The following is a 23,958-nucleotide window of genomic DNA, read 5'->3' as shown; positions in this document are numbered from 1 at the left end:
CTCCGAGGCCGCTCCGGGCCCCTCAGCCGGGTCGCCGCGCCGCGGCGAAGAACCTCCTGAGCACCTCGCCACACTCGGGCGCGAGAACCCCACCGACCACCTGCGGCCGGTGGTTGAGCCGCCGGTCGCGTACGACGTCCCACAGCGATCCGACCGCACCGGCCTTGTCGTCGTACGCCCCGAAAACCACCCGCTCGATCCGTGCCAGCACGAGCGCGCCCGCGCACATGGTGCACGGCTCGAGTGTCACCACCAGCGTGCAGCCGTCCAGGCGCCATTGACCGCGGGAGGCGGCGGCCTGTCTGAGGGCCAGCACCTCGGCATGGGCCGTCGGGTCGGCGGTGGCCTCCCGAGCGTTACGGCCGACCGCCAGAACGGCGCCCGCCGGGTCCAGGACGACACAGCCGACGGGTACGTCTCCGGTGTCCGGTGCCCGGACCGCCTCGTCGAGCGCCGCCCGCATGGGGCCCTCCCACCCGGACGGGTCCTGCGGCGGCCAGGGTTCGAAGGCCGGCCCGGCGGGCGTCAGCGGACCGCCTCGAGCGCTTCGGCGAACCCGAGCCGGTCGGCGAGGAACGACACCGCCGCGGCCGGCGACGTGCCGATCGCCTCGGCCAGCCGGTTGAGGTCGCCGGACTGGATGCCGAGGTCGTCGAGGATGCCGAACTCACCGATCGGCTCCGCCGGCAACACGACCGGCTCCTCCTCCTCGTCCTCGTCGTCGGAGGCCTCACTCAGCCGGTAGTCCTCCATCAGCTGGCTCAACACCGCTTCGCCGACCAGGGACTGCATCGCCTCGGCCGCCTCCGACACATAGACCCGGGGCTCGTCGTCACCTTCCACCCGGATCACACCGAACCAGTTCTCCTCCTCGACGAACACGAGGACGATCCCGTCGTCGGTCTCGACCTGCTGTACCGCGTCGACCACGCCTTCGACGCTGTCCACGTCGTCGAGGTCGATCTCGCTTGCCACCCACTCGCCCCCACTACGGGCGAATGCCGCCGCGAAGTACGACACCGCGCACCATTCCTTCAGTCGGTCTTTGCCATCAGTCGCTCATACTGCCAATGGTCGCTACCGCCCTGGTGTCGAGGTCAGCCCACAGCGGCGTCGACCGCATGCCGGAACGCCGGACCGCAGCCCAGTCGTTCGGCGATCTTGGCGAGCATCTCGTCGGGGTACAGGTCGAGGTCGTCGCAGAGCGCACCGAGGTCCATCGCCGCCATACCGAGGTCGGCCACGATGGTGAGGTCACCGGCGGGTTGCGCCTGGTCCTCGTCGTCCTCGTCCGGGACGGGGAGCGCCAACTCGTCCAGGACCTCCCGGGCGAGTGGCCAGTCGGTGGCGGCGGTGACGTCGGAGAGCAGGAAGCGCACCTCGTTGCCCCAGACGCGGACCATGACGAAGAAGTCGTCGTCCACCGAGACGAAGCCGAGGCAACCCAGATCGCCGGGCTGCTGGCGGAGCGTACGCACGAAGGTGTCGAGGTCACGCGCAGCGGTGCTCGCCAGTGACGAAGCCCGCCAGCGGCCCTCCTCGAGGTAGGTGACCACTGCGAAGTCGATCGCCGCGCTGCTCTCCTCGGCCATGTATGGAATCGTGGCAGACGCGCGCGAAAAAGCACCCGCTTTTTCCGCGCCTTTGTGACGCTCACCGGCGCGTTTTCGTCCAAAGTTGGAAAAACCGTTGCCGACACGGCTCAGGCGGAGCGGTAGGTGGCCCGGCGCAGCGCCTCGCGGAGGCGGACCACGCGGGTGTGTCGGGGGCGGACCCGGGCCCGCAGTTCCTTCGCCTCGGCCAGGTCGCGGAGGAAGGCCGCCCGACGTCGCAGCCGTTCGCGCTGACTCTCGGTGAAGGTGAGGGCATCGACAGCTTCCGCGGTGTCGTCGCACTCAGGCGACGGGCGGAACGTGGCCTCGTGGCCCGGTGAGGTGACGGCGGGCGGTGCGGCATGGACCGCTTCGGGTCCGGGCGCGCGCACGAAGGTCTGCGGAACCGGCGCCGAAAGGTTTCGCTGACGTCCCTGCCAGTTGGCCATGGCTTCACCCACCGATCCAGACGACCCCGTGAGCTGGAGGGTCGCCTGACCGGAACGCCCCTCGACATGACTCCACTACGGTGGCGCAGGGGCCTGCGCGTGGCAACGTCTGGAGGCGATCTTTTTGTGCCGCCTGGCGAAATTTGGCTTCCATGCCGGGTTCTGTCGCTCTCCGGGAGTGCGGTCTCACCATCCGCAGGCAGTGCTGGTGACGGATTCCCTGCCGGCAACGTGGATGGCCTAAGGTTCACGGCCATGCGGATTCATGTGGCCGACCACCCGCTGGTCGCGCACAAACTCACCGTGTTGCGCGACACGACGACCGACTCGCCGACGTTCCGTCGACTCACCGACGAGTTGGTCACGCTGCTCGCCTACGAGGCGACCCGGGACGTGCGAACCGAACCAGTCGCGGTCCAGACTCCGGTCGCATCGGCACGCGGGGTCAAGCTGGCGGCGCCGAAGCCGGTCGTCGTCCCCATCCTGCGGGCCGGGCTCGGCATGCTCGAGGGGATGGTCCGGCTCCTGCCGACCGCCGAGGTCGGGTTCCTGGGGATGGTTCGCGACGAACACACCCTGAAGGCCTCGACGTACGCCCAGCGGATCCCCGAGAACCTGTCCGGCCGCCAGTGCTACGTCCTCGACCCGATGCTCGCCACGGGTGGGACCCTCGCCGACGCGGTGAGCTTCCTCGTCGACCGCGGCGCCGACCACATCACGGCCGTCTGCCTGCTCGCCGCGCCTGAGGGACTCGCCAACCTCGAACGCCGGCTCGCGTCGGTCGACGTACCCGTCACCATCGTCACGGCCGCCGTCGACGAACATCTGAACGACCACGGCTTCATCGTCCCCGGCCTCGGCGACGCGGGTGACCGGCTCTACGGCGTGGCCGGCTAGGGCGTGCCCTGAGGGACCAGTCAGGGTCGTGCACTGAAGAGGAGGAGGAAACGCGTAGCGGTGTCCTCCGCGTGACGACGACAACACCCGCCCCCGTGGATGCGGGGCGCCGCGAGCGGATTCCTCAGAGGTTTGTGGGGCTGGGGATCTGCCGATCCTCACACCAGGGGGTCTTCCCATGGGTGTGAAGGTCAGCGTCATCGTCTCGGTCCACAACCCGGGATCGTTCCTCGACACCTGTGTCGAGGAACTGCTTCGCCAGTCGTTCTCACCGGGTGAGTACGAACTCATGTTCGTCGACCATGGTTCGAACGACGGCACCATGCGGCGCCTCGAGGAGCTGAGCCGGCGGTATCCGCACCTGCGCGCCCTCGAGGCGACCCGCACCGGTGGTCCAGGCCAGCCGCGCAACCTCGGGATCGAACGCGCGAACGGCGAGTACGTCTACTTCCTGGACCCTGACGACCGGCTCACACCGCCGGCGCTGGAGCGGATGTACGCGATGGCGGTCCGCAACGACGCCGACATCGTGGTCGGCAAGCTGGTCGGACCCGGCGCGCCGAGTGAGCCGTTCCTGGAGTCGCGGGACCAGGCCGACCTGGTGTCGGACCATCTGGTGGACTGTCTGACACCCCACATGCTGTTCCGGACCGCCCTGCTGGTGGAGAACGAACTGCGGTTCGCCGAGGAAGGGGTCTGGCTCGAGGACGAGCGGTTCGTGCTGGAGGGCTACCTCCACGCCAAGGTGATCAGCGTCCTCGCCGACGACGTGTGCTGCCAGTGGTCCGGGCGGACGAGCCGCGACCGTTTCGCCCGCCGGACCGACCGCAGGGCCGACTACCGCTCCCTGCGCCAGATGCTCGACCTCGTGGAGACCCACACCCGGCGGGGTGAGGTGCGCGACCGGATCTACGCGCGCTGGTACCAGACCAAGATGCTGGCGCGGCTCGGCGGCCGGACGGTCCTCGGCCGGCCGATCCGCTTCGGCCGGTACGCGCAGTACCGCGAGGTGCGCAAGCTCGCCGCCGAGCGGTTCGGGCCCGCGGTGGAGGAGTGGCTCCCGGTGTCGATGCGGGTACGCGCGCATCTGCTCCGGGTCGGCGAGTACGCCGAGATCACCAGGTTGGAGCGGGCCGAGCGTGGCCTCACGCTGGTGCCGACGCTGGAGCGGATCGACTGGGACGAGGAGGAGCTGCTGATCCGGGTCAGCGGCCGGCTCGCCTACGCCGACGGCCGTCCGGTGACCTTCCACCGGGTCGACGGACTGCTGCTGTGGGAGCCGCCGGTGGAGCTGCGCACGGACGTACCGGAGGAGGCGTACGACGTGACGACCGTGCTGACGCGCAGCCGGCTGAACCTCTACCTGCAGAACCGAGACGACTCCGGCGACTACCGGGTGTCGACCTCTAGCCACCTGGTGCCCGACACCACGGACGACACCGAGCAGGTGACCCTGCGTGGCACCGCGCGGCTGGATCCGCGCCGGGCCAAGCTCGGCCGGCCGCTCGACCAGGGGCTGTGGGACTGTTTCGTCCGGGTGGACAGCTGCGGCTGGACCACCCAGCGGCGCATCCCACGACCGAGCCTCTACCAGACCGAGCCTCCGTGTCCGAGCCAGGTCATCGGAAGCGCCGCCCAGATGCTGGTCGAGCCGTACTGGACCAAGCTCGGCAACCTCGGCGTGCGCATCACCGCCGTCTGACACCCGACCGCGTACGCCCTCGCTACACCGAGCGGCGCCCGGTCCGACGTCCGCGTACGCCCGCGCTACACCGACCGGAGCGCGGCGACCAGCCTCGTCAAGGACTCCTTGGCATCACCGAAGAACAGCGTCGTCTTCGGGTTGTGCAGCAGGGGGTTCTCGATGCCGGCGAAGCCGGGGCGCATGGAACGCTTCAGGAACACCACGGCCTTCGCCTCGTCGGCGTTCAGGATCGGCATGCCGGAGATCGGTGAGCCGTAGGGCCGGCGGGCCGACGGGTTGACGACGTCGTTGGCCCCGACGACCAGTGCCACGTCCGTGGCGGGGAACTCCGGGTTGGCGTCGGCCAGCTCGACCAGTTGGTCGTAGGGCACGTCGGCCTCGGCCAGCAGGACGTTCATGTGTCCGGGCATCCGGCCGGCCACGGGATGGATGGCGTAGACCACCTCGATGTCACGTGCCGTCAGCGTGTCGACGAGTTCGCGGAGCACGTGTTGGGCCTGGGCGACGGCCAGTCCGTAGCCCGGGATGACGACGACGCGACGGGCGTAGCCCAGCATGACGGCGATGTCGGCGGCCCCGGCGGACTTGACCGGCAACGTGCTCTCGGCGGTCACGCCCTGGGTGGAGGTGCCGCTCAGGCCGCCGAACAGGATCGTGGTCACCCGCCGGCCCATCGCCTGCGCCATCAGCCTGGTGAGGAGGGAGCCGGCCGCGCCGACGAGGGTGCCGGCCACCAGCAGCAGGGCGTTGCCGAGGAGGTAGCCGCTGGCGGCGACGGACAGTCCGGTGAACGCGTTCAGCAGGGAGATGACGATGGGCACGTCGGCGCCACCGACGGGCAGGACCAGCAAGACGCCCAGGACGAGCGCGAGCACCGCGAGCACCGCGGCGAGGGTGACCGAGCCGGTGATGACGACGAGGATCGCGGCGGCCAGGGTCAACAGCAGCGCACCGCCGTAGACCCAGCGGAACCGCGGGACGACGATCGGCCGGGCGGGCACGAGGTCCTGCAACTTGCCGAAGGTCAGGACCGAGCCGGCGAAACTCACCGCGCCGACCAGCACCGTGAACGCGGTGGCCAGGTGCGCGGGGACGCCGGCGTCGCCGACCTCCCCGAGTTCGAGCAACGCCACCAGTCCCGCGGCCGCACCACCCACACCGTTGAAGAGCGCGACCAACTGCGGCATCGCCGTCATGACGACCCGGCGCGCGGCGACCACACCGACGGCGACACCGACCAGAATGGCGGCCAGGATCGGGAGGAGATGGTCGGGTCCTACGGAGACGAAGGTGAGGACGACCGCGAGGACCGCTCCGGCGGCGCCGACGAGGTTGCCGGTGCGCGCGGTGCGTGGGGACGCCAGCCCCTTCAGCGCCAGGATGAAGCACACCGCGACGACGAGGTAGCCGAACTGGATCCAGGTCGGTGTCCCCGTGCCGATCTGCGCCGACTGGAGGGCCACGACGAGGGGGTTCTCAGCCATTCCGCCTCGCACTCCTCGGACGGAACATCTCCAGCATCCGGTCGGTCACCACGAAACCGCCCACCAGGTTGAGGGTGGCGAGGAACACCGCGACCAGACCCAGCCAGAGCTCGAGGCTTCCCTGCGCCCGGCCGGCCACCTGGATCGCACCGATCAGGATGACGCCGTGAATCGCGTTGGCCCCCGACATCAACGGGGTGTGGAGCGTCGTGGACACCTTGGAGATGACTTCGTAGCCGGTGAACGCGCTGAGCACGAAGACGGTCAGCAGTGCGATGCCCTCGGTCATCTACCCCACTTCCCCGAGGAGTTCGAGTGTCGGCCGGTGCGTGATCCTCCCCGCGTGGGTCACGCACGCGGCGGCGAGGATGTCGTCGTCGAAGTCGAGGTGAAGGTCACCCGCGCGGACCATGAGCAAGAACAGGTTGACGACGTTGTGCGCGTAGAGCTCGCTGGCCGGTCGCGGCAGCTGGCTCGCCACGTTGGACCCGCCCCAGACGAGTACGCCGTCGACGGACAGCTCCTGTCCGGGGATGCTGCCGGCGACGTTCCCGCCCTGGTCGGCGGCGAGGTCGACGACCACCGAGCCCGGTCGCATGCCCGCGACCATCTCCGCCGTCACCAGCAGCGGCGCCTGGCGTCCGGGCACCGAGGCGGTGGTGATCAGGACGTCCGCGTCGGCGACGTGGGGTGCGAGGAGCTCGCGTTGCCTGGTGGAGCGTTCCTCCGTCATCTCCCGCGCATAACCGCCCTCGCCCTCCAACGGCGGAAGGTCCACCTCGACGAACTTCGCGCCGAGGCTCGCGATCTCCTCCGCAGAGCTTCGGCGTACATCGTAGGCCTGCACGACGGCGCCGAGCCGGCGCGCGGTGGCGATGGCCTGCAGTCCCGCGACGCCCGCGCCGAGGACGAGGACCTTCGCCGGACGAACGGTGCCGGCCGAGGTCATGAACATCGGGAAGAAACGAGGTAGCCGTTCGGCGGCGACGATCGCGCCGCGATAGCCCGCCACCATGGACTGGGAGGACATCGCGTCCATCGGCTGCGCGCGGGACGTACGCGGCACCAGGTCCATCGAGAACGACGTGATCTGCCGCTCGCGCAGTCGGCGGACCAGCGGCCCTTCCTCGGCCGTCGGCAGGAACGAGATGGTCACGGTGCCTTCGGACAACCGACGCGCGGTGCTCAGGTTGATCGGCTGGACCGACAACACCGCGTTCACGTCCTCCAACACGTCCTCGCCGACCTCGGCACCGGCGGCGCGGTACGCCTCGTCGGAGGCGCCCACCTCGGCGCCCGCGTCGGACTCGACGGACACGTCGACACCGGCCTCGAGCAGCTGGGGTATTTGCTCAGGAAGCAAGGCGACCCGGCGCTCGCCGGGTCGACGCTCCCTGAGGACAGCGATCCTCACGGGCGGCCACCCTACGGCACCCCGGGGTGCGCGGGGTAGGTTCGTACACAGGACAAGATTCGGGGGCACCATCCATGGTGACGACCGGGCCGCCATGCCTGGCGGGGTTGTCGCCCACGAGCTCAGGGAGAACGTCGTGTGCTTCGCAGCTGATGCCCTTCCGCCCGAGCCGCCCGGTGGCGCCGTACCGGTGACCGGCACGGATCTCACCCTCACCTCCGCCGACGGCACGGCGTTCTCCGCGTTCGAGGCGGACGCGCCCACGCCCAGTGGCGCCGGTGTCGTGATCCTGCCTGACGTACGCGGACTTTTCGCCTTCTACACGAGGCTGGCCGAGCGCTTCGCGGGCGTCGGCATCGACGCGGTCTCCATCGACTACTTCGGCCGCACCGCCGGCACCGGCCACCGCGACAAGGACTTCGAGTACGGCCCGCACGTCGCGCAGACCACGCCGGACGGCGTCGCGGCCGACGTCGACGCGGCCGTCCGCCGACTTCGCGAGCGCGGCCGGGTGACGTCCATCTTCACCGTCGGCTTCTGCTTCGGTGGGTCCAACTCGTTCCTGCAGGCGGCACGGCCCGACCTGGCCGGTGTCATCGGCTTCTACGGCGGCATGCGGCCGCGGGTGGAGAACGGCCCGACCCCGATCACCCGGGCGCCGCAGGCGAAGGTGCCGGTGCTGGGCCTGTTCGGCGGCGCCGACCAGAGCATTCCCGCCGAGAAGGTGGAGGAGTTCGGCGCGGCCCTCGCACCGACCGGTGTCGAATACACGCTGCACACCTACCCGGGTGCGCCGCACAGCTTCTTCGATCGCAGCCACGAGGAGTACGCGAAGGAGTGCGCCGACGCGTGGACCCGGATGCTGGCCTTCGTCAACGACCACACCGGCAAGAGCACCGCCTGAACGCGTGACCGTCACCACCTACCGCGTGGCGTACGACGCGCAGGTCCGGGGCCGCTTTCCCACCACCGTCCATGAAGGAATGATGGTGGAGCGAAGCGGCCCCGTCGTTCGCCACCACGGGAACGGTCGCCCCGGCCTCGTCGACTACCGCGACCTCGGCGGCCTCGAGGGCCCCGGCCTCGACGCGTTCATCGCGGCGCAGCGGGACTTCTACACCGGTCTGGGCCAGGCCGCGGAGTGGAAGTACCACGACTACGACCTACCGGAGGACCTGCCGAAACGGCTGGTGGCGGCGGGCTTCGTGGCACAGGAGCCGAAGACCGTGCTGGTGGGTGACGCCGTACGCCTCGCGACCGAGGTGACACCGCCGGCCGGCGTCCGGATCCGGACGGTCACCGATCGCGCCGACCTTCACCGCATCGCCGAGATGGAGACGGCGGTGTGGGGCGCGGACTACGGCTGGCTCGTCGAGGCGCTGTCCGCTGACATCGCGGTGGACCAGACCGTCGTCCTCGTGGCCGAGACCGGTCTCGTGGATCCGCCGACCATGGTGAGCGTGGCCTGGCTACGCGTCACGGAGGGCACGGAGTTCGCGGGACTGTGGGGCGGTTCGACCCTGGTGGGGTGGCGCGGCCGTGGCATCTACCGCGCCCTCGTCGCTCGGCGCGCGCACCTGGCGCTCGAGCGCGGCATCCGTTACCTGCGGGTGGACGCGTCGCCGGACAGCGCTCCGATCCTGCGCCGGCTCGGACTGCTCGCCGTGGCCACGACCACGCCGTACGTGTGGAGCCCGCCGGCCCGGCGCCCGTAGGCCCGGGACGAGCCTCCAGCCCATCGGCCCGGGACAGGCCCCGATCTCTGCTCGACGGGACGATCCGGGCACCTGCCCGGGATCTGGGACAGGCGCTTTCCCAGTCCGCACGAACTGGCCCTACGGTGGTGACGAATCGTCGTCCCGAGGAGTGCCACCCCCATGCCAGCCAACGACCCATCCGGGCGGCCCGACGCCCCCACGACCGCCGTCGACACCACGACCGCACACACCGGCGGAGCCGCCGTCGCCGCGCTCCGGCCGTGGGAGACCCCGGAACTCACCGGAGTCAACCGACTACCCGCCCGCGCCAGCCTGCTCCCCTTCCCGAGCGCTGACGACGCCCGCGCCCAGGTCCACGCGCGGGTGCTCTCCCTCGACGGTGACTGGGCGCTCCGCGTGGTCGACCGGCCGGAGGACACCCCCGCCGACTTCCCCGACCCCGACCTCGACGTCTCCTCCTGGGACACCGCCGCGGTGCCGGGCAACTGGACGATGCAGGGGTTCGGCCACCCGCAGTACACCAACGTGCAGATGCCGTTCGCGCCGAACCGGCCGCCGTACGTCCCGGCCGCCAACCCGACCGGGCTCTACCGCACGTCGTTCACCGTGCCGGCCGACTGGTCCGACTCGCGGGTGGTCCTGCACATCGGCGGAGCCATCTCGGTGTCCTCGATCTGGGTCAACGGCACGCCCGTCGGGATCGGCAAGGACTCCCGGCTGCCCAGCGAGTACGACGTCACCGGCGTCCTGCGCCCGGGTGCGAACTCCCTGGCCGTCCAGGTGATCCAGTGGTCGGACGCGAGCTACGTCGAGGACCAGGACCAGTGGTGGCAGGCGGGTATCCACCGCTCGGTCCACCTCTACGCGACACCGGCCACCTACCTCGCCGACGTCGCCGTCACCGCGGGCTACGACCACACGACCGGCGCGGGGACGTTCGGTGTCCTCGTCAGTGTCGGCGAACTGCCCGGGCCGGGCTGGAGCGTCGTCGCGACCCTCGACGGGCCGGACGGGCAAGCTGTCCTTGACGAGCCGCTGTGCGGGGAGCCGGCGCTGCGCGCCGGTGACACGCCAGGGCTCGGCTCGGTCGGGCTCGGGACGTCGCTGCCGCAGGTCTCCCCCTGGTCGGCGGAGGTCCCGACGCTCTGCACCGTCGTCGTGAGCCTGCTCGATCCGGACGGCAACGAGGTGGAGGCCACCCGGATCCGCACCGGCTTCCGCAGCGTGGAGATCCGCGACCGCGAGCTTCTGATCAACGGCAAGCCGGTCTACATCCGCGGCGTCAACCGGCACGAGCACCACGACCGGTTCGGCAGCGCGGTGCCCAAGGAGACGGTGGAGCAGGACGTCCGAGTCCTCAAGGCGTTCAACGTCAACGCGGTCCGTACGTCGCACTACCCGCCCGACCCGTACTTCCTCGAACTCGCCGACATCTACGGCCTCTACGTCATCGACGAGGCCAACATCGAGACGCACGCCAACTACACGACGATCTGCGACGACCCGCGCTACCAGGCCGCGTTCGTCGACCGGGTGAGCCGGATGGTCATCCGGGACCGCAACCACCCGAGCATCTTCGCGTGGTCGCTCGGCAACGAGTCCGGGTACGGCCCGAACCACGACGCGGCCGCCGGCTGGGTCCGCCGGGTCGACCCCACCCGGATCGTGCACTACGAAGGCGCCATCGCTCCGGACTGGTCGGCCGGGCACCCGTCCTCGGACCTGATCTGCCCGATGTACCCGTCGATCGACCGGATCGTCGAGTGGGCGAAGACGACGACGGACTTCCGGCCGCTGATCATGTGCGAGTACGCGCACGCCATGGGCAACAGCGTCGGCAACCTCCTCGACTACTGGCAGGCGATCGAGTCCCACCACGGTCTGCAGGGCGGCTTCATCTGGGAGATGCTCGACCACGGCATCCAGAAGACGACCGAGGACGGCCGTACCTACTGGGGTTACGGCGGCGACTTCGACGACCACCCGAACGACGGCAACTTCGTCTGCGACGGACTCTTCTGGCCAGACCGTACGCCGCACCCGGCGATGTGGGAGGCCAAGCGGCTGTTCCAGCCCTTCGACGCCGAACTCACCGGCAACGACCGGTTGACAGTGCGCAACAAGTACGACTTCCGGGACCTCTCGCACCTGCGCGTGTCCTTCGAGGTGACGGTCGACGGCTCGGTGGTCGAGTCCGGTGACCTGCCCACGCTGTCCACCGCACCCGGCGGGACCGAGGAGATCGCGGTGCCGTGGTCGGCACCCTCGCTCGCGGCCGGCCAGGAGGCGTTCGTCACGCTGCGCTTCGTCGCCGACGACGTGCCGCTCGCCGGCCCGGGCCACGAGGTCGGCTGGGTCCAGCTTGCCCTCGGCGTCGGTGCCGAGGAGGCCGCTCCGACGACCTCGGCGGCGCCCGCCCTCACCGTCGAGGAGTCCGGCACCGGCTGGACCATCCGCGGCGAGCAGGTGGAGCTCGTCGTCCGTTCCGGCGACGGCGCGCTCACCGCGTGGCGGGTGGACGGTGTCGACCTGCTGGCCGCGGGACCGGAGCTGAACACGTGGCGGGCGCCGACCGACAACGACGGGATCCGGCTGGCCGACGCGCCGTGGGCGCGCCGGCACCAGGCGTACTTCCGTTGGCTGGATGCCGGGCTGGACAAGCCGGTCACGCGGACCGAGGCGGTGCGGGTCGAGCAGGAGGACGACGGTCGCGTCGTCGTCGTTCGCTCCGAGCGGCTGCTGGCCGGTGGCCAGGAGCACGGCATCACCCACGAGGTTCGCTGGGTGGTCGGCACCGACGGCAGCCTGACCGCCCACCACCGGTTCGAGGTCGACAAGGAGCTGCCGGACCTGCCTCGGATCGGTGTCCTGGCGAGCGTCCCGGCCGGGTTCGAGCAGATCGAGTGGCTCGGCCGTGGTCCGCACGAGAGCTACATCGACCGCAAGGCCGGTGCACCCGTCGGCCGGTGGCAGGGCAGCGTCGACGAGCAGTACGTGCCCTACATCCTGCCGCAGGAGCACGGCAACAAGACCGACGTGCGGTGGCTCGCCATCCGCCGTCCCGACGGTGTCGGGCTGCTGGTGAGTGCGCCGACGCCGGTGGAGGCCGGTGTGTCGCACTACTCCGCGGCGACGCTGGGCACCGCCCGCCACACGGTCGACCTGGAAAGGGACGACGTCGCCTACCTCACGATCGACGTACGTCAACGTGGGCTTGGCGGCGCGAGCTGCGGGCCGGACACGCTGGAGCGCTACCAGGTCGCGTCGGGTACGACGTACGACCTGAGCTACCGGCTGGTCCCCCTGCGAGCCGGCGCCGATCCCGCGAAGGTCCACCGCTCGCTGTGACGAGACCGGCGGGGCGAGCCTCGGCTCGCCCCGCCGCTCGGGTCGGGTCGCTCGTCAGGGAACCCTTGCTTCCAGCGCCTGGTCGCCGGGCGGTACCTCCGGGCCCGCCTCCTCCCGCTCCGCCTCCTCCAGGTCGATCCGGTCGGTCCAGCGCGCGTCCGGGTCAGGCTGCGGGACGGAGGCGAGCAGCATCTTCGTGTAGGGATGCCGTGGCGTGTGCATCACCTCGGCGACCGGGCCCTGTTCGACCACCCGCCCCTTGGTGATCACCATGACGTCGCCGCCGACGTAGTAGACCGTGGACAGGTCGTGGGTGATGAACAACGTCGTCATGCCGTAGTCGCGCTGGAAGTCGACCAGGATGTCAAGGAAGAGTTTGCGCACCTGGGCGTCCAGCATCGACACCGGCTCGTCGGCGATGATGAACCTCGGCCGCAACATGTGCACGCGGGCCAGCATGATCCGCTGGCGCTGCCCGCCGGACAGCTGGTGCGGGTAGCGCCCGAGCACCTGCGCCGGATCGAGCTTCACCGCCTGGAGGGACTCCTCCATCAGCTCGGCCGCCCGGGCCTTGGACGACGTCAGCCCGAACTTCTTGATCGCGGTCCGCAGCACCCGGTCGACCCGGTACACCGGGTTGAAGATCGCGTACGGGTCCTGGAACACCGGTTGCACGTTGCGGCGGTAGTCGTCGTAGTCGGCCCTGGACAGGGAGAAGATGTCCTTGCCGCCGTAGGTCACGGTGCCCGACGTGGGTTGTTGCAGCCCGAGGATGATCCGGGCGATCGTGCTCTTGCCGCTTCCGCTCTGTCCGACCAGGCTGACGATGTGCGGTGGATAGGCCCGCAGCGTGAACGTCGTGTCGTGGACGGCGGTGAGGAACCCCGTCGCCGAGCCGCGGGCGTGGAACCGCTGCTCCACCTGACGTAGCTCGATGTCCTTGTCCGGGCCGTTGTCCCTATGCGGGACGCTCGGCTGCTCGGCTGCCGGGTCCGGGTTCGCGTCGGCTTGGCTCGCGCTCATGACGCCCGGCCCCCTTTCCGCTGCTCCTGCCACGGCGCCTCCCCGATCCGCGGGATGGATTCGATCAGGCTGCGGGTGTAGGGATGCCGCGGCTGTTTGAAGACCTGACGTACGTCGCCCACCTCCACCACCTCGCCCTCGTACATCACCGCCACCCGGTCGACGAGCTGGGCGTGCACGCCCATGTCGTGGGAGATGACGACGAGGGTGACACCGAACTCGTCGCGCAGATCGCCGAGACTCTGCAGGATGACCCGTTGGATCGTGACGTCGAGCGCCGTCGTCGGCTCGTCGGCCACCACGAGGTCGGGCTCGAGCGCGATGGACATCGCCATCAGCGCGCGCTGCTTCATCCCACCGGACAGCTCGTGCGGATACATCCGCGCGACTCTTGGTTCCAGTCCGACCTGGCGCAGCAGCCGCGGCACCATCGCGTCCACCTCGCGCCTGCGGTCACCGGCGTGTTCCAGGATGACGTCGCGGAACTGCGCCCCCACCCGCATGACGGGGTTCATGGAGTTCATGGAGCCCTGCGGAAGGTAGGACAGGGATCGCCAGCGCAGCGCCCGGAGCCGCCGCTCGTCCATCCGGAGCAGGTCGACGGGCTGCCCGCCGCGGGGATGGAACGTGATCTCGCCACCCGCGACGTGTCCCGGCGGTCGGAGCAGCCGCAGCAGCGCCACCGCCAAGGTCGTCTTGCCGCTGCCGGACTCCCCCGCGATGCCGAGGATCTCGCCCCGGCGTACCGTCAGGTCGACGCCCTTGACGGCGGTCACGTCACCACGGGTCGTGCGGTAACGGACGTCGAGCCCCTTCACCTCTAGGACCGGCTCCGCCTCCTGCCGTTCCGGGTTCACCTGCCCCTCGGACCGCTGCTGGCTCAGCTGCCCGTCGGCCGGACCCACACCCGCCCTATGCACCGGTCACTCCTCGCAGCCGCGGGTTGTAGACCTCTTCCAACCCGATGTTGATGAGGTTCAGCGCCGCGAAGAGCAACGTCAGCAGCAGGATCGGTGCGACGAACATCGGCCAGGCGCCGAGCGTCATGGCACCGGTGTTGATCGCGCTGAAGATGATCTTTCCGAGGTCGATCGTCTCCCCCGGGCCGAGACCGATCACCTCGAGCCCCACCAGCGCGAAGATCGCACCGAGTGCCGACGACGCGAAACCGACCCCGATGTAGGGCAGCATGTTGGGCAGCAACTCATACGCGATGACCTCCAGGTCCCGAAACTTCGTCACCTTCGCGAGCTCGACGTAGGGCCGCGACCGCAGGCTTAGGACGTTGGCGCGGATCGTCCGCGCGGCGAACGGCCAGCTGAACGCCGCCAGCATCAGCGCCACCTCGACGATCCCGACGTCCTTGGTGTACGCCGACAGGGCGATCAGCAGCGGGAAACTCGGCACCACGAGCACCATGTCGGTGAACGTCGAGAGCACGCCGTCGACCGCGCCGCCCTTGTATCCCGCCACGAACGCCATCACCACGCCCGCGATCGTCGAGATCACCCCCGCGATCGCACCCACCTTCAGCGACACCGCGAGCGCGCCGATGGTCATGGCGAAGACGTCGCGGCCGTACTGGTCCGTGCCGAGCCAGTGCGCCGGTGAGGGCACCAGCCACTTCTCGTACGCCGCGATCGCCACCGGATCCTGGCCCTTGCCGACCATGGAGGCGATGAGTGGGCTGCACACCGCCGCGGCGACCAGCAGCACCAGCAGCACCAACCCTGATGTCAACTTCCAGTTGCCGCGGAAGACTCTTCCGAGCGCACGTAGCAGTTTCATCGCACCACTCCCTGGGGCCGTGTTGCCCCGCCTAGCGCCAGTACTTCACCCGTGGGTCGAGCAGCGGCAGCAGCAGGTCGAGGATCAGGTTGGCGGTGAGGACCGCGAAGATCGCGAGGTTGGTGACCCCCAGAATCGTGTTGAAGTCGAGGATCTGGATCGCGTTGACCAGGGTCGCGCCGAGCCCCGGGTAGTTGAACAGCTGCTCCACCAGGACGTTGCCGTTGAAGATGAAACCCAGGGAGATGCCGAACGCCGTGACCTGGGGCAGGTAGCAGTTGCGGAGCGCGTATCGCGTCAGGATCCGGCGCGGGCGCAGCCCCTTCGCCTGGGCGTAGGTGAGGTAGTCCTCGCCGAGCACCGGCACCATCAGCATCCGGGTGGACAGCAGCCAGCTGAAGACACCGATGACGACGATCGACATGCTCGGCAACAGCCCGTACCTCAGCAGGCTCACGATGAACTCCGGCGTGAACCCGGGCGAGAGTCTCGCGTCGTACGCCGACCGGGCCGGTAGCCACGCCAGCTGGTAGGCGAAGATGAAGGTGAGGATCAGCGCCAGGAAGTAGTACGGCACGTGTGACAGGGCGATCGACAGGTTCGTCACCAGGTCGGCGCCCGGCCGGCCCCGGCGCCAGCCGGCCAGAGCCCCCGCCAGCAACCCGAACACCCACGCCAGTACCGCCGACAGACCGAGCAGACCCACGGTCCAGGGCAGCGCCCGCATGATGACGTCCTGCGCCGGCGTCGGGTAGTTGAGCAGGGAGGGCCCGAGGTCGTGCTCGACCAGGACCTTGTACATGTAGTGGAAGTACTGCGAGAAGATGTTGCCGTCCAGACCGAACTCCGAGCGGTAGCGCGCGATCACCTCGGCGCTGGCCTGCGTGTTGTACACGTAGTTCTGCTGCAGGGTCTGGATGAAGGTCTGGATCGGGTCGCCCGGGATCATCCGGAAGAAGAAGAAGGCGACCGTCACAGCGCCCCAGAGTTCGACCAGGTAGAGCCCGATTCTGCGGACGGCGTAGCTCGCGAGGGGATGAGCGGCGAGATAGGAACGGAGTCCAGATCCCGCCGCCCTCGTGGACGAGCTCATTTGCGACCCGTCGGCTCGAGCTTCCCGATCACGAACATGAACTGGCCCCACCAGTTGTTCGGCACCTGGTAGAGGTCGTCCTCGGTGGGCCAGCCCTTCCAGTAGGTCGTGTTGTAGTAGGCCGGGTAGGCGGTCTGGATCACCGGAATGACGGGCAGCGTCCGGTAGTACTCCGCCAACGCCTGCTGCAGCGGTTGCTTGGCCTGCGGGCTCGCTGGGTCCATCCCGTCAAGCTGGCTGGAGAGCTGGTCGAGCCGTGGACTTCGCAGCCGGACCTGGTTGCGTCCGACGGCGTTCGTGCCGATCTTCTTGGCGTACCGCGTCTGCAGGCTGGTGTAGAGCTGGTTGGGGTCCCAGGAGACGTTGCAGACCCACTGCGAGGAGATGTCGAACTCGCCGCGCTCCCACTTCTCACTGTGGACGGATCCGCTGTAGCTGCGGATGTTGGCGGCCAGGCCCAGCTTCTTCAGCTCACCGACGATCAGCTGGCCGATGACGAACTCCGCACCGTCGACGGTGGAGGGCGTGATGATCTCGATGCTGGCCTGCTTGCCCTTCCACATCCGCTTGCCGTCGGAGCCCTTCGTGGCTCCCATCTCGTCGAGCAGGCTGGCCGCCCTGGCCGGGTCGTACTCCATCTTGTACTGGCTCGCGACCTCGGCGATCTCCCACTTGTCGTTGCCGTCGTAGTCGGCCCACGGATACTGCGCGGCCGGCGTCTTGACCGGCCACACGGTGGTGCCCACCTTCGCGCGGTCGATCACGTAGGAGATGACCCAGTGCATCCGCGGGTCGCCGATGATGCCGCGAGCGGGGTCGCAGTTGAGCCAGAGCGCCCTGGGACACGGGTCGTGGAACGGAGTGGTGATGAGGTTCTGGTAGCTCTGGCTCCGCAACGCCTTGGCGTGTTCCTCGTCCAGTGATCCCACGTCGAACTCCGCCCGCCGAAAGGCCTGGCTGGCGGCGTCCTGGGACTGTGCGGTCGACTGGTAGATCACGTAGTTGGGCTTCGGGTCCAACTTCTCTTTGTTCCAGTAGTTGGGATTCTTCTTCCAGACGAACATCTTCTGGCTGGCGATGGCCCGGTCGAGCATGTAGGGCCCGGTCCGCACCGGCGGGTTGTCGCGGAAGTTCGTCGGATCCTTGTCCGCCCAGACGTGCTCGGGCAGAACGTCGAACCCGCTGGCGATCGTGCAGATGAATCCGTAGTGCAGACGCGGATTGGCCCGGGTGAGCTCCAACGTGGCGGTCTGCGCGTCCGGCGTCGAGACGTTCTTCACGAAGTCCTTGAGGTCACCGCCACCACCGAGCAGTTCACTGTGGTCACGCATCAGGTCGACGGTGAACTTGAAGTCCTTGGACGTGAAGGGCTGCCCATCGCTCCACTTCGCGTTCGAGTCGAAGGTGAAGGTCAGCGTGGTGTGGTCCGCGTTGTACTCATAGCCGGTCGCCAGCCAGGGGATGAGCTCACCCGTTGGCAGATTGAGATAGAAGAGGTACTCACGGACCATGACGTCGAAGCCGTTACCGGACTGGACGCCGTTCGGAATCCGGATGTTGAAGCTGTTGAAGACCTGGTAGTCGACCTGGCCGATCACCAGCGTCTGGTCGCGCGGGGTCGGGATGTTGGCCCGTCCGACGACCGGCTCCTCCCCGCCTTCCGGCGCGTTCCTTCCTTCGCCCGAATAGCTCCCACCACCACTGGAGCAGGCACCGAGCAATCCGCCACCGAACAGCACGGCGGCACCAGCGCCGAGACCGGTTCGAAGAGCGTCACGTCTGTTCATGAGTTGATAGCGGATTACGTCTTCGACGTTTTCGTATTTCTTCTTCGCCGACTCCATCACGCCGACCTCCAGGTGCTCGCCGTTCAGGGCACAGCCATTTACGCCCACGTCGGGCGCGAAAAGAATGTTTGGACTCACCTGTAGCGGCCAAGTCAATTCGCGCGAGGGGGGGCAAGTCAACAGGTTGTGATGCCCGTTTCTGGACCCCTGTCCAGCGGCGGTCGCCGCGACGCGGGCGCCGCTGCCCGCGGATCGCATGCGGGGCTGACCACCCTCGGAACGCAAGGGCGGCTCACGCACCTCCCTCACCGGCCTCACCTACCTCACCGGCGTCATCGCGGTACTGGAGCAACTCCTGAGCCGGTCCCACGTTCAGGAGTTGTCGGCCAGTCGCGGAGGTCGCCGGACCCGGACCCGTGCCGCGCGACGTCCAGCCGCACGGAGCGGATCAAGACCACCCACGGGATCGCGGTGCCGCGCGAAGCTCCCCGCGGACACGGTTCTCCTCCGGTAGCATCGGTCGGCCCAGCGCCGGAAAGCGCTCGCTGAAAAATCCGGACCAATGGGTGAAACACCGGACCAGTGGGTATGCAGCAACCAGCCGCGCCTGCCGGGTTCAGAGCCGATCCGGATGACCACACCACGGTCGCCAGGGCGCGGTCCTGTCGTCCGTTTGCCCCGGGGTGGGGTGCCCCGGTACCTCGAAGGTGGGGGTTGGATTGTCATCTGAACAACGCTTGACCGAGGCCTACGTGGAGCTGGCGGACTGCGGACCCGGGCAGTTCGACATCGCCGGCTTCCTCCGGCGGCTCGCGCACCGCAGCGTCGAACTCCTCGACGCGGCCGGAGCGAGTGTCATGCTGGCCGACAACCACGGGCAGCTCAAGCTGGTGGCCTCGTCCTCACCAGGCATCCGCGTCGCGGACGCACCCGACCCGCGTGCGGGAAGTGGGCCCGGGCCGGAGGCGTACCTCTCCGGGCGACCGGTCACGTGCACCGATCTCGGCGAGGTGCCGGAGCGCTGGGAAGGCTTCGCCACCCTCGCCCGCGCCGCCGGCTACCGGTCCGCGCACGCCTGGCCGTTGCGGCACCAGGACCAGGTGCTCGGCGCGATCGAGCTCTACGGCGCCGACACCGGTGAGTACGACGAGAACGCCGTCCACATCGCCAACGGGCTCGCCCGGATCGCCACCATCACCCTGCTCCGCGAACGCCGGCAGCAACGCGCCGACACCCTCGCCCAGCAGCTCCAGCAGGCACTCGACAGCCGGCTCGTCATCGAACAGGCCAAGGGCATGCTGGCCGAGCGCCGCAGCCTCGGTATCGACCAGGCGTTCGTCCTGTTGCGCGGGCACGCCAGGCGCCACCAGATGCGCCTCGCCACACTCGCGAGCCAGGTACTCGACGGCACCGCGGACGGTAGCCTCATCGCCCGCCCGCACCAACGGCCGGCGGGCGCCGCACAGAGCCGGCAGCCGGCCGGAGCCGAGCCGGTCCGTCCGGGCAGCGGCGCGGCCCGCTCCTCCGGCGCTCCGGTCCGGTCGAGTACCAGCGGCGCCCCGCGCTCCTCCACCGGCGCCAAGCCGGCGTACCGCTCGCCGGCGGCCGGCCGGCCCAGCCGGCCCTGACCAGCCCGGCCCTGGCCAGCGCCGCACCGTGCTCCCAGGATCTGCCGCATCTCAGGAGGGACGGACGATCGCGAACGGCGTCCCCGTGAGGCGCTGACGCATCGGGTTGTCGGCGAGCGAAGCGAGCAGCGTCGCCGCCGGGATCGACCGCGCGGAGACCGCCCGGACCGCGCCGCCGTAGTCGTTCATGTCGACGATGGCGACGCCCACGCCGAGCCGCTCGTCCAGGTCGGCACACAGCGCGGCGGCCTTCCGCGGATCGAACGGCGGAAACACCATGTCCTCGTACGGCGGCAGTCCACCGTCGACGTAGCGCGCCACGTCACCGGCCACCCGGAAGAACCCGCCGCGGATCCCCAGCGGCCGGGTGACCGCGGCGACGGCCGCCGCCGCGTAGATCCGCGGACGGCCGAGTGTCTGCAGGACGTACTGCATCTTCACCGGAATCGACAGCCCGAGCGCACCGGGCCGGTGGTGGACGCACCGCGCCATCAACCGCGCCTCCCAGCCGACCGGAACCTCGGTGGTGGAGACGGCGCCTCCCGTGAGCAGCAGGGCCACCTTCTCGCTGACCGCGATCGTGTCGCCGGGTTCGACCTCGCCGCCGTACTCGAGCAGGACCTGCCCGAGATCGTCCTTCTCGCTGAGCCAGCGCGTTCGGACCGGCATTCGCTGGAAGGAGTTTCCGTCTACCGTTATTTTGGTCCAGCCTCGTGGTTCGACAACAGCCATTTCCGTCCCCCGCCCGTCGCTCCGGTCCGCTTGGGCCAGATCTCGAGGAAAATCTCGCCGAAATCAGTGTGGGCAGCGGGCGGGGACGTCGAGGGTGAGATGCGGAAGCCTTAATTTGACACGCTTTTGAACCGCCGCTCTGTTTTCGGAATCGACGGGTGGTCAGCGTGGGTGAAATTGAGTGACTCTGAGGATTACTCCCGCGCGGAGGCGGGATTCATCAGGACGGTCGAATGATCGCGAAAGGCGTACCACTCAGCCGCTGACGAAGCGGATTGTCGGCCAGTACGTTCGCCAGAGTGGCGGCCGAGAGGGACCTGGCGGAGACCGCGCGGATGGAACCACCGAAGTCGTTGATGTCGACGATCGCGACGCCCACGCCGAGCCGCTCGTCGAGTTCCGCACACAGCTTGGCGGCCTCGCTCTGGTCGAACGGCGGAAAGAGCAGCTCCTCGTAGGGCGGACGGCCGCCGTCGATGTCCCGGGCCAGGCTGCCGGCCAGCCGGTAGAAGGTCCCGCGCACCCCGAACGGCCTGGTCAGAGCCGCCGCGGCCGCTGCCGCGTAGATGCGCGGACGGCCCAGAGTCTGCAGGACGTACTGCATCTTCTCCGGGACCGAGAGCCCGCGGGAGCCGGGCCTGGGACGGACGAAGCGGGTCAGGAACTTCGCCTCCCTGCCCACGTGCACGTCGAGGGTCGACACGGTGGCGCCAGCGAGCAGCAGGGCCACCTTCTCACTGATCGCTACCGTGTCACCGGGCTCGAGGTCTGCGCCGTATTCTGAGATGACGCGTTCCAGGTCGTCCTTCTCGGTCAGCCAACGGGTCCGGACGGGTAGCCGCTGGAAGGAGTTTCCGTCCACCGTTATTTTGGTCCAGGCGCGCGGTTCGGCAATGGACATACCATCACCCCGTCCGTTCTCTTCTTGGCCGCCCTCTGTTTGCCCGTCGGCCATCCCGAGTTCATCTTGGGTGGCGGAAAGTTGAGCTGTCGCCGGATGAGAGAGCCTTAATTTGACGCGCCTTCACCCACCAACCGGTAGCCCTGTCCACGCACCGTCTGGATGCGATCGGGGCCGAGCTTGCGGCGCAGATACCGCACGTAGACGTCGACCACATTGGATCCGGGGTCGAATTCGTATCCCCACACGTGCGACAACAGCTGCTTTCGGGACAGAACCTGACCCGGATGGCGGAGGAACATCTCCGCGAGCAGGAACTCGCGGGTGGTGAGATCGACGGCGCGGTCACCCACCACGGCTCGGCGGGTACGCAGGTCGAGCGAGAACTCCCCGTGCCGAACCACCGTGACGGCCTGGCGGGGTGTCGTACCGAGCCGGAGCCGGATCCGCGCCAGCAACTCCTCGAAGCGGAACGGCTTGCTCATGTAGTCGTCGGCCCCACCCTGCAGGCCGGCGACCGTGTCGGCCACGGAGTCCCGGGCGGTCAGGATGAGGACAGGGATCGTGTTGCGCGACTCCCGCAGGCGCCGCAGCACGGTGAATCCGTCCTTGACCGGTAGCCCGAGATCAAGAACGAGTAGGTCGTAGTCGCCAGAGGTGGCGTAGGTCAGGGCGGCTTCGCCGTCGGCGACCGTGGTGCTGTCGAGCCCGTTGCACCGCAGCCCTTTCTCGATCAGTGTCGAGATGCCCGGCTCGTCTTCGGCGATGAGAATGTGGGTCATCCGCGATCTCCTTTCCCATCGGCCGAACGCGGACCTCGGCCATACCTGCGATTCCCCCACCAAATCAGTCGTAACTTCGGATAATGGAGTCCGGCGCTGACGCATGACGGGTGGACTAACGGGTGGCTTCGATGGCGGGCACGTATCGGTCGTATAACGTGCCGGAAGAATCAAGGACGGTACGAGCCCGATTCCTCGGCTGGATGGTGGGTTTGTGCGCCCTCATCCTGCTGGCGGCCGGAACGGCCACGGCGTTCGTCGAGCGCGACCGGATCATCGATTCCGTCGACAATTCGATGAGTCAGCAGTTGCGCGATTTCCCGACTCCGCGAGCGACCTTGGTGGATCCGGGCACCGGTGAGGTCCTCACCACGCCGGACGAGATCTTCGCGGTCGCCCTCCGCGACCACGCACCCGAGCAGGGCGAGGTGTTCTTCGCCTTCGTCAACGGCCAGTTGCGCCAGCAGTCGGCCGGCACCGAGGCCGCGTCGCTCGGCCGTGACCCGGCGTTCGTCGAAGCCGCACAGTCGTTGCTCGGAAGCGGAGGACCAGCGACCGGCACCGCGAAGACGGCGACCGGCGAGGTCCGGGTGGTCGTGCACCCGATCTCCGGAGGCGACGAGAACAGCTACGCCTGGGTGGGTGTCCGCGACATCGCCGAAGTCTCCGGGCGCGTCTACGACGCGGCGCGTGCCTTCGCCCTGGTCGGCCTGGCCGGGCTGCTACTCTTCGCGGTCGCCGGCTGGCCGCTCGTCGGCCGACTGGTGCGGACCTTGGGATCGGTCGGTGGTCACGCGTCCGGGCTGCCACTCACCTTCGCCCCGCTCACCCTCCAACGCCAGGTGCTCGGCGACGCCGGACACGAGCTTCGTACGCCGATCACCATCATGCGCGGCCACCTCGAACTCCTGGACACCGGTGACCGCTCCGAGGTCGCCGCCGCCAGGTCCCTCGTCCTCGACGAACTCGACCGGATGGGTCGCCTCGTCGACGACCTGTCGACCCTGGCGACCGCCGACCGGGCCGACTTCCTGCGCATCGCACCGGTGAACGTCGGCCTCCTGGTCAAGGACATCGCCGAGAAGGCACGCAACCTGGGTACGCGGAACTGGCTGGTCGAGAGCAGCGAGGACGTCACGGTGACGGCGGACAGCCAGCGCCTGACCCAGGCGATGCTGCAGCTCGCCGACAACGCCGTACGCCACACCACCGAGAGCGACACCATCGCCCTAGGCACCAGCGTCGACCAGGTGACGCGCAGCGTTCACCTGTGGGTACGCGACACCGGCACCGGTGTCGCGGCGGCGGACAGCGAACGCATCTTCCGACGGTTCGAGCGGGCGGGCGAGGGTACGCGAGGCAAGGGATCGGGGTCGGGACTGGGCCTCGCCATCGTCGCGGCCATCGCGAGGGCACACGGCGGCCGGGTCGTCCTCTACTCCACGCCAGGCGTCGGCGCGACCTTCACGGTGGTGATCCCGCTGGCGGGCGACACCGGCATCCGCGACGACGCGAGGACAGAGGGAGGCGGTAGCCGTGCGAGCCACGTGCGTGCCGTCAGTCCCGTCCGCGCCGTGCACTGACCCGCGCGCTGACCGGCGACCGGGTGGCGCTGGC

General features: G+C 69.1%; 22 protein-coding genes. 7 read left to right on the top strand and 15 right to left on the bottom strand.

Annotated features, from left to right (window positions below; all coding sequences use genetic code 11):
* Positions 1 to 22: 22 nt before the first annotated feature.
* From tadA to HEB94_RS14465, 4 genes are all read right to left on the bottom strand, one after another.
* Complete coding sequence (tadA, locus tag HEB94_RS14480; protein ID WP_192750372.1) at positions 23 to 463, bottom strand: tRNA adenosine(34) deaminase TadA; 441 nt, start codon at positions 461 to 463, stop codon at positions 23 to 25.
* Positions 464 to 525: 62 nt separating this feature from the next.
* Complete coding sequence (locus HEB94_RS14475; protein ID WP_192750371.1) at positions 526 to 1,020, bottom strand: tRNA adenosine deaminase-associated protein; 495 nt, start codon at positions 1,018 to 1,020, stop codon at positions 526 to 528.
* A gap of 77 nt (positions 1,021 to 1,097) precedes the next feature.
* The gene (locus HEB94_RS14470) at positions 1,098 to 1,592 is read right to left on the bottom strand and encodes a tRNA adenosine deaminase-associated protein (protein ID WP_192750370.1); all 495 of its coding nucleotides are present in this window, start codon (positions 1,590 to 1,592) and stop codon (positions 1,098 to 1,100) included.
* A 110-nt stretch (positions 1,593 to 1,702) separates the two neighbouring features.
* A complete protein-coding gene (locus tag HEB94_RS14465; RefSeq protein ID WP_192757195.1) occupies positions 1,703 to 2,053 on the bottom strand; it encodes a hypothetical protein in 351 nt (116 codons plus the stop codon).
* A gap of 243 nt (positions 2,054 to 2,296) precedes the next feature.
* Between HEB94_RS14465 and upp the strand changes: the two genes are divergently transcribed.
* Positions 2,297 to 2,938 (top strand): uracil phosphoribosyltransferase, encoded by a 642-nt coding sequence (upp, locus tag HEB94_RS14460; protein WP_192750369.1) that lies wholly within the window; start codon positions 2,297 to 2,299, stop codon positions 2,936 to 2,938.
* A 178-nt stretch (positions 2,939 to 3,116) separates the two neighbouring features.
* Entirely contained in the window at positions 3,117 to 4,640 is a 1,524-nt protein-coding gene (locus HEB94_RS14455; protein ID WP_192750368.1) for a glycosyltransferase family 2 protein, read from the top strand.
* A 65-nt stretch (positions 4,641 to 4,705) separates the two neighbouring features.
* Here the strand turns inward: HEB94_RS14455 and HEB94_RS14450 are convergent, their stop codons facing one another.
* Genes HEB94_RS14450 through HEB94_RS14440 form a run of 3 tightly spaced genes read right to left on the bottom strand, consistent with a single transcriptional unit; the run spans position 4,706 to position 7,541 of the window.
* Positions 4,706 to 6,127 carry an NAD(P)(+) transhydrogenase (Re/Si-specific) subunit beta gene (locus tag HEB94_RS14450; protein WP_192750367.1) on the bottom strand — a complete coding sequence of 474 codons (1,422 nt, stop codon included), beginning with the start codon at positions 6,125 to 6,127 and terminating at the stop codon, positions 4,706 to 4,708.
* On the bottom strand, positions 6,120 to 6,416 hold the full coding sequence (locus HEB94_RS14445; RefSeq protein ID WP_192750366.1) for an NAD(P) transhydrogenase subunit alpha part 2: 297 nt from the start codon (positions 6,414 to 6,416) through the stop codon (positions 6,120 to 6,122). The genes HEB94_RS14450 and HEB94_RS14445 overlap by 8 nt, the downstream gene beginning before the upstream one ends.
* On the bottom strand, positions 6,417 to 7,541 hold the full coding sequence (locus tag HEB94_RS14440; protein WP_192750365.1) for an NAD(P) transhydrogenase subunit alpha: 1,125 nt from the start codon (positions 7,539 to 7,541) through the stop codon (positions 6,417 to 6,419).
* A 94-nt stretch (positions 7,542 to 7,635) separates the two neighbouring features.
* Here HEB94_RS14440 and HEB94_RS14435 point away from each other — a divergent pair, with 94 nt between their 5' ends.
* The 3 genes from HEB94_RS14435 (at position 7,636) to HEB94_RS14425 (ending at position 12,607) form a co-directional block, all read left to right on the top strand.
* Entirely contained in the window at positions 7,636 to 8,445 is an 810-nt protein-coding gene (locus tag HEB94_RS14435; protein ID WP_192750364.1) for a dienelactone hydrolase family protein, read from the top strand.
* 4 nt (positions 8,446 to 8,449) lie between these two features.
* Entirely contained in the window at positions 8,450 to 9,256 is an 807-nt protein-coding gene (locus tag HEB94_RS14430) for a GNAT family N-acetyltransferase (RefSeq protein WP_192750363.1), read from the top strand.
* Between the two features lie 162 nt (positions 9,257 to 9,418).
* On the top strand, positions 9,419 to 12,607 hold the full coding sequence (locus tag HEB94_RS14425; protein WP_192750362.1) for a glycoside hydrolase family 2 TIM barrel-domain containing protein: 3,189 nt from the start codon (positions 9,419 to 9,421) through the stop codon (positions 12,605 to 12,607).
* A gap of 54 nt (positions 12,608 to 12,661) precedes the next feature.
* Here the strand turns inward: HEB94_RS14425 and HEB94_RS14420 are convergent, their stop codons facing one another.
* From HEB94_RS14420 to HEB94_RS14400, 5 genes are read right to left on the bottom strand one after another with little or no spacing between them, the layout of a single operon-like run.
* The gene (locus tag HEB94_RS14420; protein WP_238361528.1) at positions 12,662 to 13,630 is read right to left on the bottom strand and encodes an ABC transporter ATP-binding protein; all 969 of its coding nucleotides are present in this window, start codon (positions 13,628 to 13,630) and stop codon (positions 12,662 to 12,664) included.
* Positions 13,627 to 14,550, bottom strand: coding sequence for an ABC transporter ATP-binding protein (locus HEB94_RS14415; protein ID WP_337917680.1), 924 nt, complete (start codon positions 14,548 to 14,550; stop codon positions 13,627 to 13,629). Before HEB94_RS14415 ends, HEB94_RS14420 begins: the two co-directional genes overlap by 4 nt.
* Positions 14,543 to 15,418 carry an ABC transporter permease gene (locus tag HEB94_RS14410; RefSeq protein WP_192750361.1) on the bottom strand — a complete coding sequence of 292 codons (876 nt, stop codon included), beginning with the start codon at positions 15,416 to 15,418 and terminating at the stop codon, positions 14,543 to 14,545. Before HEB94_RS14410 ends, HEB94_RS14415 begins: the two co-directional genes overlap by 8 nt.
* Before the next feature lie 31 nt (positions 15,419 to 15,449).
* Positions 15,450 to 16,511 (bottom strand): ABC transporter permease, encoded by a 1,062-nt coding sequence (locus tag HEB94_RS14405; protein WP_192750360.1) that lies wholly within the window; start codon positions 16,509 to 16,511, stop codon positions 15,450 to 15,452.
* On the bottom strand, positions 16,508 to 18,436 hold the full coding sequence (locus HEB94_RS14400; RefSeq protein ID WP_337917679.1) for an ABC transporter substrate-binding protein: 1,929 nt from the start codon (positions 18,434 to 18,436) through the stop codon (positions 16,508 to 16,510). Before HEB94_RS14400 ends, HEB94_RS14405 begins: the two co-directional genes overlap by 4 nt.
* 599 nt (positions 18,437 to 19,035) lie before the next feature.
* Here HEB94_RS14400 and HEB94_RS14395 point away from each other — a divergent pair.
* Entirely contained in the window at positions 19,036 to 19,926 is an 891-nt protein-coding gene (locus HEB94_RS14395; protein WP_192750359.1) for a GAF and ANTAR domain-containing protein, read from the top strand.
* A 51-nt stretch (positions 19,927 to 19,977) separates the two neighbouring features.
* On the opposite strand, the gene HEB94_RS14390 is transcribed toward HEB94_RS14395, so the two are convergent.
* From HEB94_RS14390 to HEB94_RS14380, 3 genes are all read right to left on the bottom strand, one after another.
* On the bottom strand, positions 19,978 to 20,595 hold the full coding sequence (locus HEB94_RS14390) for a hypothetical protein (protein ID WP_192750358.1): 618 nt from the start codon (positions 20,593 to 20,595) through the stop codon (positions 19,978 to 19,980).
* Positions 20,596 to 20,878: 283 nt separating this feature from the next.
* On the bottom strand, positions 20,879 to 21,559 hold the full coding sequence (locus HEB94_RS14385; protein WP_238361527.1) for a hypothetical protein: 681 nt from the start codon (positions 21,557 to 21,559) through the stop codon (positions 20,879 to 20,881).
* A 107-nt stretch (positions 21,560 to 21,666) separates the two neighbouring features.
* The gene (locus HEB94_RS14380; RefSeq protein ID WP_192750357.1) at positions 21,667 to 22,341 is read right to left on the bottom strand and encodes a response regulator transcription factor; all 675 of its coding nucleotides are present in this window, start codon (positions 22,339 to 22,341) and stop codon (positions 21,667 to 21,669) included.
* A 203-nt stretch (positions 22,342 to 22,544) separates the two neighbouring features.
* Here HEB94_RS14380 and HEB94_RS14375 point away from each other — a divergent pair, with 203 nt between their 5' ends.
* Positions 22,545 to 23,924, top strand: a complete 1,380-nt coding sequence (locus HEB94_RS14375) for a sensor histidine kinase (protein WP_192750356.1) — start codon at positions 22,545 to 22,547, stop codon at positions 23,922 to 23,924.
* Positions 23,925 to 23,958: the final 34 nt, after the last annotated feature.

The sequence above is a fragment of the Actinopolymorpha pittospori genome, assembly GCF_014873875.1.
GTDB classification, from domain to species: Bacteria; Actinomycetota; Actinomycetes; order Propionibacteriales; family Actinopolymorphaceae; genus Actinopolymorpha; species Actinopolymorpha pittospori.
Note: the sequence above shows the minus strand (reverse complement) of the source record. Positions and strands in the feature narration are given on the sequence as shown.

Excerpts from the sequence above, each read along its gene's own strand:
- tadA (WP_192750372.1), bottom strand. The coding sequence starts at position 463 with ATGCGGGCGGCGCTCGACGAGGCGGTCCGGGCACCGGACACCGGAGAC.
- HEB94_RS14470 (WP_192750370.1), bottom strand. The coding sequence starts at position 1,592 with ATGGCCGAGGAGAGCAGCGCGGCGATCGACTTCGCAGTGGTCACCTAC.
- upp (WP_192750369.1), top strand. The coding sequence starts at position 2,297 with ATGCGGATTCATGTGGCCGACCACCCGCTGGTCGCGCACAAACTCACC.
- HEB94_RS14455 (WP_192750368.1), top strand. The coding sequence starts at position 3,117 with ATGGGTGTGAAGGTCAGCGTCATCGTCTCGGTCCACAACCCGGGATCG.
- HEB94_RS14450 (WP_192750367.1), bottom strand. The coding sequence starts at position 6,127 with ATGGCTGAGAACCCCCTCGTCGTGGCCCTCCAGTCGGCGCAGATCGGC.
- HEB94_RS14445 (WP_192750366.1), bottom strand. The coding sequence starts at position 6,416 with ATGACCGAGGGCATCGCACTGCTGACCGTCTTCGTGCTCAGCGCGTTC.
- HEB94_RS14435 (WP_192750364.1), top strand. The coding sequence starts at position 7,636 with ATGCCTGGCGGGGTTGTCGCCCACGAGCTCAGGGAGAACGTCGTGTGC.
- HEB94_RS14425 (WP_192750362.1), top strand. The coding sequence starts at position 9,419 with ATGCCAGCCAACGACCCATCCGGGCGGCCCGACGCCCCCACGACCGCC.
- HEB94_RS14420 (WP_238361528.1), bottom strand. The coding sequence starts at position 13,630 with ATGAGCGCGAGCCAAGCCGACGCGAACCCGGACCCGGCAGCCGAGCAG.
- HEB94_RS14410 (WP_192750361.1), bottom strand. The coding sequence starts at position 15,418 with ATGAAACTGCTACGTGCGCTCGGAAGAGTCTTCCGCGGCAACTGGAAG.
- HEB94_RS14405 (WP_192750360.1), bottom strand. The coding sequence starts at position 16,511 with ATGAGCTCGTCCACGAGGGCGGCGGGATCTGGACTCCGTTCCTATCTC.
- HEB94_RS14390 (WP_192750358.1), bottom strand. The coding sequence starts at position 20,595 with ATGCCGGTCCGAACGCGCTGGCTCAGCGAGAAGGACGATCTCGGGCAG.
- HEB94_RS14385 (WP_238361527.1), bottom strand. The coding sequence starts at position 21,559 with ATGTCCATTGCCGAACCGCGCGCCTGGACCAAAATAACGGTGGACGGA.
- HEB94_RS14380 (WP_192750357.1), bottom strand. The coding sequence starts at position 22,341 with ATGACCCACATTCTCATCGCCGAAGACGAGCCGGGCATCTCGACACTG.
- HEB94_RS14375 (WP_192750356.1), top strand. The coding sequence starts at position 22,545 with ATGGTGGGTTTGTGCGCCCTCATCCTGCTGGCGGCCGGAACGGCCACG.